Source organism: Nostoc favosum CHAB5714, assembly GCF_020829495.1.
GTDB classification, from domain to species: domain Bacteria; phylum Cyanobacteriota; class Cyanobacteriia; order Cyanobacteriales; family Nostocaceae; genus Nostoc; species Nostoc favosum.
This window is the reverse complement of the sequence record NZ_JAIVFQ010000039.1, coordinates 13,547-27,756: the sequence shown is the minus strand read 5'-3', so window position 1 is coordinate 27,756 and position 14,210 is coordinate 13,547. Positions and strand designations below refer to the sequence as shown.

Sequence of the window (14,210 nt, the reverse complement as noted above, 5' to 3'; positions counted from 1 at the left end):
TCCACTACTGCCGGGTTAGTGCGTGATTAAGCGGAGGTTCTGTAGTGTTTGAAATCTACAAGCGGCGGAGTAACCCCAGATGGAATATCACAGAAGACTTGGCTAAATATATGTTCATGATGCCACCATCTAGTTTTAAGGACTTACGTACTGTACAAATTAATCATGGTATACATTTACGAAAATAGGTTGTTTCAGGCTTTTATTAATTATTGTTTAATCTTAAATACACCTGCAATATAGGGGCACAGCAGTGCTTTGCCCTTAGAGCCTAGTTTTGATGTATAACTAATAATTTGGCATAACAGAAACTGAAGAACCAAAATTATTAAACCTTAATGCTCCTAGAAAATTTTCTCGAGGCATTAAGGTTTCGTTAAGTTGTAGAGTTAAATATAGTGCTTGAATGAAAGTCTATATCCAGAGTAGTTAGTCAACTTCACTTTTGGGTAAAGAGCAAATGAATATTAGATGCAATTGTATGAAGATAAGGTTTACTAAATTAAATTGGCAATACTTACTGATTATACGCCTCTTGCAAGGCTCACTTCAATTGCGCTTTGCTTAACAATATTTACCAAAAATACAAGCTCGTTTCAAATGTTCTAAAGTTCATATAAATGATTTATCAGTGAAGTTTTGGGCTACAAGTAAATACCCCGTAGAAGATGTGCTAAAAATAGTTTTACGGCAAGTATGCTGTGGTTAACATCTATATATTTGTTAAGTATTGCACCTGGCATTTAAAGTCTAGATAATTCATTAAATTTGAGCAATAGAGCAAGTTATGAACAAAAAATGGGCTGTCAAACGAATCACAATAAATCTTGCATCTGCTGAAAGCGAAAAACTTGAAAAATATTGTGCAAGTACAGGTAGACCTGCAACTGATGTGATTCGGGAGTTGATTCGCTCTCTCTCCACAACCGAGTTGTCAGCGTCTGAACAGACTACACCTATCCTAAAATATGATGTTCCCATTCTGAAATAGTGGCAGTTGAATTACTTGGGTTTGTTTGGCGTTATCCAAATTTGACAAGGAAATGCCCAGCAACCTAATACTGCGATTTTCCAGATCAATCGACTCAAACAGCGCTTTAGCTATCTCAAAAATCGTAGAGAGTTCACTGATGGAAGCAAGCATTGTTTTACTGCGGGTTATCTGATGATAGTCAGAAAACTTGATTTTCAGGGTTAATGTGCGTCCTCGTGTTTCATGTTGCTCTAACCGTTGCTCGACAATTTGGGCAATCTGTTCAAGTTCTTGCAACATCTCATTATGGTCAGTTAAGTCTCTAGCAAATGAGGTTTCTGCACCAATCGATTTGCGAACTCGATTTGCTTCAACTGGGCGATCATCTTCTGCTCTGGCAATCTTGTAGTAATAATGACCAGCTTTCCCAAAATGGTGTGTTAACTCAGTCAGCGATCGCATTTTCAAATCTGCGCCAGTATGAATGCCGAGTGAGTGCATCTTCGCTGCCGTCACCTCTCCAATGCCGTGAAATTTTTCAATTGGCAGTTGCTCTACAAAGGCGATCGCATCCTCCGGTAAAATCACTGTTAATCCATTGGGTTTATTCTGGCCTGATGCCATTTTTGCAAGAAACTTGTTAATCGACACGCCTGCGGTTGCCGTCAATTGAGTTTCCTGGAAAATCGCAGTTTTAATGTGTCTTGCGATAGTAGAAGCGTAAGGGATGTTTTGCTTATTCTCAGTAACATCCAAATATGCTTCATCTAGCGCAACCCCTTCCACGAAATCACTGTAGTGTTTGAATATGGCGTGGATTGCTGCGGAAATCTCTCGGTAAACGTCGAATCTTGGTCTGACAAAGATAAGCCCAGGGCATTTTGCGATGCCTGCGGCAACGTCAAAGACGAACGCTGTTACTGACGGCATCGCAGAGTGAATACCAAACTTACGAGCTTCATAACTGGCGGCTGCAACTACGCCTCGCTGATTCGGGCTGCCACCGACAACTAACGGTTTGCCTCGGTAGCTAGGGTTATCCCTCTGCTCTACCGATGCGTAAAAGGCATCCATATCTACGTGAACTATTTTCTTAGTTCTGGCGACAGATTCTTGTCCCAAGGGTAGCTCCACCACAAACAGTCTCGCTTTTCACACCACTTTCAAGGAAGTAAATACAACATCAGTTTTATAGTATAACAGTACTAGATAAGAGATAAAATTACCTGCTGTCGTTTTGAGCAACTGTCTCCTGAAGGGGTGTTTGAGGGGATACATAGTTTTTATGTCATCAAGCAAGCGAAGAAAGTTTTTTAAGTAGAAAAGAGCGTACCTGGAATTGCAACTATATTAAATATTAAACAGCTCTAACTTTATTAGTTCAAAAACATAAAAGAACACACATGACCAGTAAAATAGATTTTCAAGGGGATATGGATAACGCAAGCGTTCCATTGGATCAACACAAAGAAGAAGTATTTCAATGGACAAAGCAGTGGTATCCTGTAGCAGTTGTGGATTTTCTAGATCCATCTCGCCCACATGCAATACAGTTATTAGGAAAAGATTTAGTCTTGTGGCGAGATAGTTTAAGTAAATGGTCAATATTTGAAGATTGTTGCCCCCATCGACTAGCTCCTCTTTCAGAAGGGCGTGTTGAGTCTGATGGCACACTTTTATGTGCTTATCACGCTTGGCGTTTTGATTCGCAGGGAAACTGTGTGAGCATTCCCCAGTCGAAAGATCAGCAGACATCCTCTAAGCACTGCTCAAATTCAAAGTCATCTGCAATTAGTTATCCAACACAGGAACGGCAGGGTTTATTGTGGGTTTGGGCTGAGTCTGGTTCTGAGGCACAGCTTGAAAGTCAATTGAGGACACCACGAATTATTCCAGAACTTGAAGAAAATTCCAACAGAGTAGTTCATCTATTTTGGAATATACGTGACCTACCCTATGGATGGGATTTTTTCATGGAAAATGTAGCTGACCCAGCCCATGTCCCTGTTTCCCACCACGGTCTAGTTGGCAATCGCTATAAAGATGCTAATTACTACGATATGCTTTGCATCAAGCAAATGTCTACTCAAGAAGGATTTTCTTTTGAAATTACACCGACTGCCCCCACAATTTCACAAGCGATTCACGACTTCCAACCACCTTGTCAGATGAGGATTGTTTCTACTTCCAAAGATGGTGGTAAGCTGATCTTGGCATTGTATGCTACCCCTACACGCCCAGGGTGGTGTCGTCATATTGGCTGTCAGGTCTTAGTTAAGAACGAGATGGGTAAGACTCCTAAAGGATTAGGAGTCTTTGGGCTACCAATGCCAACTTGGCTAGGACATGTTTTGTCATCCTTGTTCTTACACCAAGACTTAGTATTTCTTCATTATCAACAGAAGATTCTAGCTAAACGCCAAAAGGGCCAATGGGTGAACGCAGTTTATACACCCAATCCTCAAGATAAAATGGTAATTACATTTCGCCAATGGTTGGAGAAAAAAGCTGGAGGTAGTATTCCTTGGGCTTCAGGGTGTAATACCAATCTTCCCTCCCTGGAATTGGACAAACAAAAGCTTTTTGATGTCTGGACAACTCATACCCAACATTGCAAAGTTTGCAAAGATGCTTTGAAAAATATTAAACGTCTACGGGTGTTAGCTTACGGGTTATCTATATTGTGCTTATGTGTTGCTGTTATCCTGGATGCTAGAGCCATAGCGTTAAAAGCTACATTAGCCGGGAGCAACCAAATGCCCGCATCACTTTTAACGGTTTTTCCTCATGCAGGATTCTGGTGGGCGCTTGGGGGTACAACATTATTTGTACTTTTAGGATACTTGCTTAATAAATTTAGTCGCCTATTTTACGTTTACGAGTTTGAACACGCACACAATGATTAATCTACTCAAGGTGAGTCCTAAGAAAATTTATTCAGAAGGCTCAGTTAGCTGGACATTAACTTCTTTCTCAAACATTTTTGATGTTTATTAATTTTTATTGCCTACTCTAAGATTTATTTTAGCTAGTATGAACATTGGCTGTATTTTAAGTGTTGATGGTTATTCATATCATCCAATACGCTCTTTTGCTGGAAAAGCAGGCCAAACCGTCAAAATGTTGATACAGCGATCGCCTGAACCGAGCAGCCAGCAAGAAATTGCTGTCGTACCAAAAAATTTTTATCCTAGCACGATGTTCTTGCAAGCTCAGACAGCCAGTATTAAGCTAATTGAGCAAGATGGCAAGAAAGTTGGTTATATTCATATATGGTCAAAAGCAGCAGATACCTACCAGCAACAACTTCAAGATGAACTGATTTATGGTCGCTTAAAAAATGCAGCTGTGATCGCTTAAGGCATCTGTCCGAAAAAGAGATTTATGTCCAATCAATAAATTCTTACAATTAGGGACTCGTATTTTCCATAGTTTTGCAGTAGAGTGTTTATTCCGTGCAATTATTAATACCTAACTTCTCCCAAATTTACTCAGACAAATTTTAAGCCAATGCCTTCGAGGGAACAGCCAATGAAAACTTCTAATGATACATATACCAAGAAGATCATCAAAAAATCCGACAAGCTTACCCTGAGACAGATGAAGCTAATCGAGGAGGCTGAAGACCAACTTCTTCAAGCTAATACTGACAATTCTACTGCCCCTGTGGTTGAGGTTGAGGAGAAACCAGTAGCAATTTCAGAGCCTAGAGTTCCTGACTATATTCCATTCCTTGATAATCCTCCAGTACAATCTGTGGGCAACTCTGGCTGGCAAGTTTCTGATGTCTGGCGGGATATCCGAGTGGATGATTTTTGTGGGTGATACTAGGAGTCAAACAGGTCTATTTGGAGATCATCGTTGAAAGAATACTTTGACGAAAATCAATCCAACACTACAGTTGATTTGGGCTTATTCCCCTAGCTATCTAATTGGTGTTGTTTGCAGGTAAGCTGAAAAAACATATAGCAGCAGCCATTCCTCCGTGATAGTAAAGTTACCTCGCCACCGCCCACAAAGACATTTCCCGGATGCCAAACGAATAATTGTGAAATGTGAGTTAAATTCGTGTATACATTGCGACACCACATTAGTTAGCCTTCCATCTTGGCACATGCGTAAAACAATTCAAACTCTAGAGGGGGCAGTGTTTGTGGCAGGCAAGGGGAAAAAATGTGCCAACTCAGAACAAGCTTTGGTCAATCAACATACGGAACTTCTTACTGTGCTTGAGTCTCAAGCCCTGAAATACCAATTAGATAGCTAGGGGCTTATTCTAGAAAATACCCTCTTCAACACACGGGTAAAACAACGGCTAATGCTTGATTATTTGACAGCGGGTGTTGCATTTTGGATGACTTTGTTTGGAGTACAAGAGTCGTTGTTAGAATTTCGCCTGGGTTATCTCGGTCGTTACTGGTTTCTTGCGATTAGCGCTAGCTTACTCCTGAGCTTTTTGCTCTCTGCCCCGATTACTATCACGCTAATCATTAGATTTACAGTAGATCCGTTCACTTTTCCAGGTAATGTTATTCTTTGTGCAATCGCTGCCGTCATCTTTGGTGTGATGCTCACTTTTTCACAGTGGTTAATACTTCGTCAATCCGAAATGACACCGAGAGTTTTTGCTGTAATTAATAATGTAGTACAACTGCTTTGTCTATATGCGTCTATAGATATATATCGTTATTACGAAAACTATGATACTTCAGCGAATAAACACATAAGAAATTATGCAATTCAACTGTCAAGAGTTTCAACAGAGAAACCCCACTGTTGAATCAGGACTTTAACCTCTACACTACTTCTTATAAATACTTAACATTTTTATTTGCCACTATTATAATTCTACAATACAGGTATAATTACTAAAGTTCTTGATAAATACCGCATAATAAATTCAGCCATAACAGATGCCAATTCTCAAATTGGGAGGTTTTTACAGCATATTATTGGGGTTCAGCATGGAACGTGGACTATATAACTCATAAAAATAAATAACCAAACTGACTTGTAGGAGATATAAACATCATTGATTACTAGCGTTTGGTATTCTCAGCAATGTATACAACCGCATTCAAATGAATCAAGATATGGTAGAGGATGACGCAACGAGACTTGCCTTGAAATCTGAGCTTCTGCAATGCATAGATAATTTAGGATTACAGCAAAGCCTATTTCCAATTCCTGATAATTCTATTGATAAACTGGTGCGACAGTTGGAAAGCATAAATCCGATTCCACAAGTACTCCAGCCTAACTATCTCCCTTCTCTATTTGGTAACTGGCAATTAGTGTATGCATCTCAAGGGACAATTGTCACACGCCAGATCGCATCAATTCCAGATTTTTGGGGTGTAATTAAAATTAAACGAGTGTGGCAAACATTGGCTAGTAGCAGCAATACCAGAAACATCTTAGCCTCTAACAGCGCCCAGCTTGAATTACCCATTTTAGGTGAGTGGCAGTTACAAGCTAATGGACATTGGAGGTGGGGCACAGATGAGAAAACTACCACAGTCTCCTTTGACTCATTTTCCATGCAAGGGACAAAACCCTTTGCGTTGTCTAATTGGAGTTTTCCTGAGTTAAAAATACCAGTATTAGAATTCCTACAGAAAGAAGCTTTATGGATAACCTCCTACTTAGATCAAGAAATTAGGGTAGGACGAGGTGCAACAAATAATTTATTTGTATTTCGTCGTGATGTAACGCCGTCAACTTAGTTACAAAAGAGAAGTTTTGCTCACTGGAGTTAATTAAAAGCTCAGATGAAAAAAAAATCAAATATTTCTCTTGTTTTTTGTCAGCATTTAGCTTCCCTATTTTATGTGTTATTCTCCTCATCGGCGATAGCACAGGTTGTTCCAGATAATAGATTACCTGTCAATTCTATAGTTACGCCACAAGGCAATATCAGCAATATTACTGGAGGAACGCAAGCAGGAAACAACTTATTTCACAGCTTCGAGCAATTTTCTCTATCCACAGGTAGCACCGCTTACTTTAATAATGCCTCAAATGTTCAAAACATTATTAGTCGAGTAACTGGTTTATCTATCTCTAACATTGATGGTTTACTGAAAGCTAACGGCAGCGCTAACCTGTTTCTAATTAATCCTAACGGGATTATTTTTGGCCCCAATGCCGCTTTAAATATCGGTGGCTCGTTCTTAGCTAGCACTGCTAACAGGATTAACTTTGCTGATGGCAGCCAATTCAGCGCAAAAGCTCCACAAAATCAACCCTTATTAACAGTAAGCGTACCTATTGGCTTAGGATTTGATGGTAATCCAGGCGTAATTCAAGCTCAAGGTACAGGACATAATCTGACTCTTAATAATCCATTCTCACCATTTATTAGAACCATTAGCTCAAATGGCTTGCGTGTAAAGCCAGAGAAGACTTTAGCTTTAGTGGGCGGTAACGTAACTTTAGATGGAGGAAAGCTTGAGGCAAGTGAAGGGCGAATTGAGTTAGGTAGTGTTGATAAAGGAATAGTACACATTAATCCAGCTTCTAATGGTTGGAATTTCAGTTATGAAGATGCCGTTAGCTTCAAAAATATTCAACTATCTCAACAGTCAATAGCAGATGTTAGTGGCTTTGGTAGTGGTTTCATTCAAGCACAAGCTGCTGATGTGGAGCTAGGAAGTGGCTCAATATTTTTAATTCAAAACCAAGGGAAGAAATTATCAGGTGACATTATTGTAAATGCCTCTGAAGAATTGAGAATAATAGGAACTTCTCGGAATGGAACAATCCCTACTAGCTTGGTTAATGAAACTTTAGTAGGAGATGGAGGAAAAATCGAAATTTCAACTAAAAATCTAATTCTTCAGGATGGAGCAGCAATAGCTGCTAAAACTTATGGTGTAGGTAGGGGGGGCGATGTCTTCGTGAATGCTTCCGAATTTACTCAAGTTGCTGACGGTTCCTCTTCCATTCTTCAACTACCTAGTAATATCATTACTTCAACCTTTGGCTCTGGAAATAGTGGCAATCTTACTCTGGTTACGAAAAATTTATCTGTAGAAGGTGGTGGAGAAATCCTCACTTCAACTTTTGGGACTGGCAAAGGTGGTAACTTAACAGTTAATACTCCTGAATCTATTCAAGTAATTGGTTACTTATCGGGAGCTTCACAGCTTTCTAGTACTCTTCTTACTAGAGCTTCTGGCTCTGGTAATGCGGGTAATCTAATCCTTTCAACAGGAATTTTAAGTGCCAAAAATGGGGGTATTATTGGTTCTTTAGCTCTGGGAAGTGGCTCTGGAGGGGATGTAACTGTAAATTCTAATAACTCTGTAGAAATTGTTGGAGTAGTACCAAATGTTTTTACTCCAAGCTCTTTAGTTACTGCAACTTATAGCCGTGGTAATAGTGGTAAATTAACAGTTAATACAAAAAAGTTAATAGTTAGTGGTGGCGGAATAATTAATACTTCTACTCGCTCAACTGGGAAAGCTGATAGCCTTGTCATTAATGCTTCTGATTCTATCGATGTAATAGGTAGAGTTCCAGGCGCTCTAAATCCCAGTCTCATAAATTCATCTGTTATTAATTCCAATAAAACTTTTCAAGAGCTATATCTGCTGCCTTCAGAATTGAGAGGAGATTCGGGAAGTGTAACGATTAATACTAACAAGTTAAATATTGGAGATGGTGCATTAATTAGTGTCAAGAATGATGGTGATGGCAATGCTGGAATAATTAATATTAACGCTGATACAATCAACATTTCAAATAACGGAGGTCTTACCGCTACTACTGCTGTTGGTCAAGGTGGAAATATTGCTGTTAACTCAAAATATGTTCAACTAAACAATGCCAGTATTTCTGCGACTGCTGGACAACAAGGTACTAATGGTGACGGCGGCAACATCATCATCAACACAGATATCCTAGTTGCAATCAAAAATAGCAGCATCACAGCGAATGCTTTTGAAGGGCAAGGCGGTAATATCAGAATCAACACCAAAGGAATATTCCTTTCTCCTGATAGCAAAATTACAGCTAGTTCACGGTTTGGATTGAATGGTACGATTCAGATCAACACCTTATTTACTAATCCTGTGCAGGCTAAAGCAGAACCAGAAACGATTCGTGCAACTCCTGAGATTGCATCGGTTTGTCAGGGACACCATTAATAAGCAAACTCTTTCACCCGTAAACTTGCTCGGATTGCACAACTTGGGAGAAGCCTTGCGTCGGTTGGGCAAGCTTGATGAATCAAAAAAAGTCTTATCAGAAATATTATCTGCTGCTAAGTCGATACCCTCTATTGAGACTAGCGGGATTCTGCTTTCATTAGGTAGTACTAGCCAGGATATTTACAAGCAAGCACGAAATCAATATTTAGAAATAGAAGAACCTGTTTTTCAAAAAGAATTTGTTAATTTGATTCAAAAACAGGCACTTGACTCACTTAATATTTATCAACAATTGATTAACAGCTTAAATACTCCAAAGGAAGTACAATTGCAAGCTCAATTACATCACTTGAGCTTAATGCTAGACTTTGAGAAGTGGTTAGCAGTAGAGTCCAAATTAGGTAATACAAAATTAGCCACCCTTCGGACTAGAATTAATCAACAGATACAGCCTGCTGTAGATTTACTTTTAAAAAATCATTCGGCATTTTCTCAATTACCAGCCAGCTATTATGTTTATGCAAAACTGAACTTTGCTAAGAGTCTGAATAAAATTCCAGACAAACAGTTCCGTTCCCAAGCTATTGAGTATGCTGAATCTGCTTTAAAAATGGCTAAAAGTACTAATAGTCAGAGATTACAGTCAGAGAGTTTTGGCACTTTAGGAAAGTTAAAACTAGAGCAATCACAACCATATTTTGAAGAAGCTTTGGGATTGGCTCAATCAGTTCACGCATGGGATCTTGCCTATCAATGGCAGCAGGAATTAGGAATTTTGTACAAGGAGCAGGGAAAATATAAAGAAGCTCTACAAGCATATAGTGCAGCAATTGAAAATGTCACTTTAGTTCGCAACAATCTTTTGTCAACTAATACAGATTTACAGTTCTCATTCCATGAAAAAGTCGAGCCGTTGTATCGTGACTATATGCGATTGCTCCTAACAGATTCTAACCCCAATTTGTCAGAAATAATTCAGACTAATGAAAGGCTACAAATAGCAGAACTAGAAAATTATCTTCAATGTCGCAAGCTTAATCTGGTAGCTTTCAATGAAATTCAAAACTTAGATACTAGCCCAACAATTATTCATATAATCGACTTAGTTGATAGTGTAGAAGTAATCTCTCAATCTCCTAAACAGCCTCTTCATCACCACTCTATTGAATCTCAGCTAATTAGAGGGCATATTAATAATCTTGTAGACACTTTACAAGACAAGAATCTTGCTTATGTTGGTGCAGATGTGATTCTTGACCATTCACAAGCACTTTATAATCTATTGATTGCACCTATCAAATATTTACCAACATCAGGAACACTAGTATTTACTTTAGATGCATCTTTGCAAAGTTTACCGATGGGCTTGTTTCATGATGGAAAAAATTATCTGATCGAGCGCTACGGCATTACAGGTACTCTGGGTTCTCGAATGCAACCACCTAAACTTTTAAAAGAGAAACAGTTAAAAGCTTTCATTGCTGGACTCAGCGAGATCAGCCCTAGTTTTTACGCTCCAAATGCTCCCAAAGGACTCAAAGTATTGCCAGGGGTGGAAGTAGAAATAGCAAATGTAAAAAAAGGAATTACTTCTTCAAAAGTATTGTTAAACGAAGATTTTGTTAGCCCAATGCTAGATAAAGAATTGAGTACAGATGATTTTTCAATAATTCACCTAACTACTCACGCTCAATTTAGTTCTATTCCTGACCGAACAATGATTTTTGCTTGGGATAAACCAATTACTGTTTCCGAATTTAATGATTTACTCAAAGAAAAAACTCAGTCTACCCAAGAAGGAATTGAGTTATTAGTTTTGAGTGCTTGCCAAACTGCCAAAGGTAATAAGAGATCAGCTCTAGGAATGGCTGGAGTGGCAGTACAAGCTGGTGCCAGAAGTACGATAGCTACTCTCTGGCAAGTAGATGCTGATTCCACCGCTTTACTAATGAAAGAATTTTATCAAGGATTGAAAGATGGCTTGACTAAAGTCGAGGCACTACGTCTTGCACAATTGCAACTGATATCAAACCCTCAATATCAACACCCTTCACACTGGGCAGCATTCTTACTTATTGGCGGCTGGCTATAATTTCATGATCAAGTTAACGATTTTTCAACCAGTTCACCAATTTCAACCCTGATTGTACCTTTGATAATTCAGATGTATTACTACTGCTCAAAGCTAATTGAGCTGCTATGGTGTAAGTCTGCTCCGCTTCGTTTGGTAATAACCCTCCTAAATAGCGATCGCCTAATACTCTGTATAAAGTTGGATTTTGACTACCTGCCACGACTCGTGCAATTAATGTCTTAATTGATTCATCTAAAAGAAGCTTTGACATATATATAGCATCCAAATCTCGGAAAGCGGCTTCATCAGGCGACAATCCCAAGTCTTTAATTTGCTTGACTTCATCTCTTATCTGCTGAACATCATCAAGAGGTAAAAGATGGACTACTAAGGGACTATAATTCAGGGGTTGGCCGCTATAGTTACTAATTACAGTGATTGTATACGTGTTGCCATACTGTAATTCTTTTTGCTCTTTCGGATATGATAGATGAGTAGCATTTACTACATCTGCTTCCCAGCTAACACCGTTGCCGAGTACTACTACTGTATAGCTATCAGCGCCTGGCACTGAGCGCCAAGAAATTTCTGGTCTATTATCTATAATTGAACTGCCGTAAGGACTAGTTACAATCGGTGCATTTTTTTCATCATCTGGCCCCTTATAGTCATGTGGACAAGGAACTATATTTAATACTGAACACTGTACAGCTTCGTTAGGTGGTGGCGCACATATTTGTGTATTAAAAACAGTGCTCTGCTTCAAATACAAAATTTTTCGATTTAAGAAACAGAGAACTTTGACCGCGCTTCCGTTTTGAGGATTGATCCGCTCTCCCAAACACAGATATCTTCCTGTTTTTAGGAACCGATCGCCCATGCTATAAACTCGACCACTTGGTTCATCACATAAATTATGAAGTAATATTCGTTGCTGTCCCCATGCACTGCTAGCCAACAAAAGTATTAGTGTTGGTATTGATACCAGCGTTGTAAGTCGGACTGCAAAGACTTTTTTAATTGGACTAGATACGGTAAGCATTACAACTTCTTAAAAAGCTAGTTACTTTTTTGTAGTTTAATCTAAGTAGAGAATAAATAAAGCATAAAATTTAGTTGATAGCGTCAAAGCCTGTTATGGGTTTGTCCCGATCTGTGGAGAATCAGGCTTAAGCCTAATTCTTTGTAATACATCCCCCCGCCAACGAAAGACTTCTGGCACTTTCGACTCAAGTATCAAGCAGGCTTCCCAATTAAGCCAGGAATTATCGTTATCACCCAAAGCTTCTTGAACTTGTGCCAGCAAACAGTAAGTGTCTGCTCTTTGAGGATCTAATTCTCCGGCTTTTTCTAAATATTCCTTTGCTTGACTCAACTTCTTCTGCTCTAACTTTGCCCAACCTAAATTTTTATACAATGCAGCTTGTAATTTTGGTTCTTTAGTTTTTTGTAACCCTTGTAGTGCTAGAGCAATCGCCGCATTATAGTCACCTTTTAGATTTTTCAATCTTGACAGATTATTAATAACTGGAATTGCTTGGCTATTACTTTTTATGGCCAACTGATACTGCTGCTCTGCTAAATCTTTTTTTCCTTGGTCATCATAAAACGTTCCTAATCCATAATGTCCTGACCAACTATCAGGCTTCAACTTCAAAGCTTTCTCATAATTAGTCGTTACACATTCAAATTCATTTAATAACTGGCAAACAAATGCTAAATTATTGTAAGTGTCTACATCTTGATTATTATATTTTATCGATAATTCATAATATTTTTTCGCAGAGCGCAGTTTTTGAGTGCTACGAGATGCTTTATCAAAATAAAACTTGGAAATAGAATTTTTCACTTGAGGATTGATTTTTATAGCTGAGTCAAAATACTCTTGTGCGCTCTGAGAATTATTTGCTGCTTCTAACTTTTGTCCTTGAGCTACTAGATAGTTAGCTGCTAGAGGTATAGATAAAAAGACACCCCCAACAAATCCCAAAACCATCAATGTATATTTGCTATATTTAAAAATATTAGAATTAGCTAATCTATAATTTTTAATTTGCTTAGGCAGGTTTTCTAACCGCTGCAAAATTACTTCAGTCGTTTGCGGCCGCTGCCCCGGCAAGGGAGCCATCAACTCATCAATGAAATCAGCAAAAGGTTTGTCAATCTGCGGTGCATCTTTTCTCCAAATCAGGTTTCCTGTTTTTTCCTCTGTAGGTAGGTTACTTAGAGGAGTTGCAGTAACTAGATTTACAAAAGTACAACCCAAGGAAAAGAAATCCGATTGAGGTACTGCTCGACCATTGATTTGCTCTATTGGAGTGTAACAAGGCGTGATGACGGAGGTAATTTCATATATTCCTTCCCTACCTGCACTAGTCCCCCCGCTTCCACTAACTTTTGCCAAGTAGGTGTCAGTCACTCGCCGTGCAGTACCAAAATCAACTAATGCCAGTTGACCACTTGGTTGGAGAACTATATTAGAAGGTTTGATATCTCGATGAAAAAAATTAGATCGGTGTACTGTATCAAGAATTTCAACTAGCTGCTTAAGCCATTCTAATGCTAGAGATTGTGAAATTTTCCCATTAAATTCTATCCATTGCTCCAAGTTTTGTCCCTCAAATTTATCCATAACTAAGCAACGGAGCGTTAAGGGACTATTTTTAGGAACAAAAGTAAAAAAATCATCTAAAGTACTTTCAGGAATATTTGGATGCTGAATTAGTTGCAGAGTAAGAGATTCCTGCTCAATTAATTTAACTAATTTAGGCGATTTCCATTTCAGAACTTTGATGACTCGTTGCTTACGCACAGGGTTCCAACGAGTACCAGCATCATCTACTTCAAAAACTTCAAAATAATTAAACGGATCATCGGTAAGCGGCCTCAGTGGTTTGACTAGACGGATGCGGTCGTTAATTAGCAGCAAAGTGCCACAAGAGAGGCAGTGTTCTGTGTCATCAGGATTTTGACGATGGTCACAAAGGGGATTAATACAGTAAGACGACAT

13 protein-coding genes are annotated in these 14,210 nt (G+C 38.9%); 10 read left to right on the top strand and 3 right to left on the bottom strand.

What is annotated here, in order from left to right; all coding sequences use genetic code 11:
- The first annotated feature begins 44 nt into the window (after positions 1-44).
- Both LC586_RS22370 and LC586_RS22365 read left to right on the top strand, forming a co-directional pair.
- Positions 45-188: a hypothetical protein gene (locus LC586_RS22370; RefSeq protein ID WP_229486879.1), complete on the top strand. Its 144-nt coding sequence runs from the start codon at positions 45-47 to the stop codon at positions 186-188.
- Positions 189-787: 599 nt separating this feature from the next.
- The gene (locus LC586_RS22365) at positions 788-991 is read left to right on the top strand and encodes a ribbon-helix-helix domain-containing protein (protein WP_229486878.1); all 204 of its coding nucleotides are present in this window, start codon (positions 788-790) and stop codon (positions 989-991) included.
- Here LC586_RS22365 and dinB read toward each other — a convergent pair.
- Positions 962-2,110, bottom strand: a complete 1,149-nt coding sequence (dinB, locus tag LC586_RS22360) for a DNA polymerase IV (protein WP_229486877.1) — start codon at positions 2,108-2,110, stop codon at positions 962-964. The two genes, LC586_RS22365 and dinB, sit on opposite strands and share 30 nt — an antisense overlap.
- Before the next feature lie 266 nt (positions 2,111-2,376).
- Between dinB and LC586_RS22355 the strand changes: the two genes are divergently transcribed.
- The 8 genes from LC586_RS22355 (at position 2,377) to LC586_RS22320 (ending at position 11,218) form a co-directional block, all read left to right on the top strand.
- A complete protein-coding gene (locus tag LC586_RS22355) occupies positions 2,377-3,879 on the top strand; it encodes an aromatic ring-hydroxylating dioxygenase subunit alpha (protein WP_229486876.1) in 1,503 nt (500 codons plus the stop codon).
- Between the two features lie 127 nt (positions 3,880-4,006).
- On the top strand, positions 4,007-4,333 hold the full coding sequence (locus LC586_RS22350) for a hypothetical protein (RefSeq protein ID WP_306423278.1): 327 nt from the start codon (positions 4,007-4,009) through the stop codon (positions 4,331-4,333).
- A gap of 171 nt (positions 4,334-4,504) precedes the next feature.
- Complete coding sequence (locus tag LC586_RS22345; RefSeq protein WP_229486875.1) at positions 4,505-4,798, top strand: hypothetical protein; 294 nt, start codon at positions 4,505-4,507, stop codon at positions 4,796-4,798.
- Between the two features lie 289 nt (positions 4,799-5,087).
- Positions 5,088-5,240: a hypothetical protein gene (locus LC586_RS22340; RefSeq protein ID WP_229486874.1), complete on the top strand. Its 153-nt coding sequence runs from the start codon at positions 5,088-5,090 to the stop codon at positions 5,238-5,240.
- 51 nt (positions 5,241-5,291) lie between these two features.
- Positions 5,292-5,753, top strand: coding sequence for a hypothetical protein (locus tag LC586_RS22335; RefSeq protein WP_229486873.1), 462 nt, complete (start codon positions 5,292-5,294; stop codon positions 5,751-5,753).
- A gap of 301 nt (positions 5,754-6,054) precedes the next feature.
- Entirely contained in the window at positions 6,055-6,699 is a 645-nt protein-coding gene (locus tag LC586_RS22330) for a PAP/fibrillin family protein (protein ID WP_229486872.1), read from the top strand.
- Positions 6,700-6,744: 45 nt separating this feature from the next.
- Positions 6,745-9,123: a two-partner secretion domain-containing protein gene (locus tag LC586_RS22325; RefSeq protein WP_229486871.1), complete on the top strand. Its 2,379-nt coding sequence runs from the start codon at positions 6,745-6,747 to the stop codon at positions 9,121-9,123.
- Positions 9,080-11,218, top strand: a complete 2,139-nt coding sequence (locus tag LC586_RS22320) for a CHAT domain-containing protein (protein WP_229486870.1) — start codon at positions 9,080-9,082, stop codon at positions 11,216-11,218. Before LC586_RS22325 ends, LC586_RS22320 begins: the two co-directional genes overlap by 44 nt.
- Before the next feature lie 13 nt (positions 11,219-11,231).
- Here the strand turns inward: LC586_RS22320 and LC586_RS22315 are convergent, their stop codons facing one another.
- Together LC586_RS22315 and LC586_RS22310 are read right to left on the bottom strand one after the other, a co-directional pair.
- The gene (locus LC586_RS22315; protein WP_229486869.1) at positions 11,232-12,242 is read right to left on the bottom strand and encodes a hypothetical protein; all 1,011 of its coding nucleotides are present in this window, start codon (positions 12,240-12,242) and stop codon (positions 11,232-11,234) included.
- Positions 12,243-12,335: 93 nt separating this feature from the next.
- Positions 12,336-14,210 (bottom strand): protein kinase domain-containing protein, encoded by a 1,875-nt coding sequence (locus LC586_RS22310; RefSeq protein WP_229486868.1) that lies wholly within the window; start codon positions 14,208-14,210, stop codon positions 12,336-12,338.

What these genes read in the sequence shown, in the direction of transcription:
- LC586_RS22350 (WP_306423278.1), top strand. Translation starts at nt 4,007, where the DNA reads ATGAACATTGGCTGTATTTTAAGTGTTGATGGTTATTCATATCATCCA.
- LC586_RS22325 (WP_229486871.1), top strand. Translation starts at nt 6,745, where the DNA reads ATGAAAAAAAAATCAAATATTTCTCTTGTTTTTTGTCAGCATTTAGCT.
- LC586_RS22355 (WP_229486876.1), top strand. Translation starts at nt 2,377, where the DNA reads ATGACCAGTAAAATAGATTTTCAAGGGGATATGGATAACGCAAGCGTT.
- LC586_RS22310 (WP_229486868.1), bottom strand. Translation starts at nt 14,210, where the DNA reads ATGTCGTCTTACTGTATTAATCCCCTTTGTGACCATCGTCAAAATCCT.
- LC586_RS22330 (WP_229486872.1), top strand. Translation starts at nt 6,055, where the DNA reads ATGAATCAAGATATGGTAGAGGATGACGCAACGAGACTTGCCTTGAAA.
- LC586_RS22345 (WP_229486875.1), top strand. Translation starts at nt 4,505, where the DNA reads ATGAAAACTTCTAATGATACATATACCAAGAAGATCATCAAAAAATCC.
- LC586_RS22315 (WP_229486869.1), bottom strand. Translation starts at nt 12,242, where the DNA reads ATGCTTACCGTATCTAGTCCAATTAAAAAAGTCTTTGCAGTCCGACTT.
- LC586_RS22340 (WP_229486874.1), top strand. Translation starts at nt 5,088, where the DNA reads ATGCGTAAAACAATTCAAACTCTAGAGGGGGCAGTGTTTGTGGCAGGC.
- LC586_RS22335 (WP_229486873.1), top strand. Translation starts at nt 5,292, where the DNA reads ATGCTTGATTATTTGACAGCGGGTGTTGCATTTTGGATGACTTTGTTT.
- LC586_RS22365 (WP_229486878.1), top strand. Translation starts at nt 788, where the DNA reads ATGAACAAAAAATGGGCTGTCAAACGAATCACAATAAATCTTGCATCT.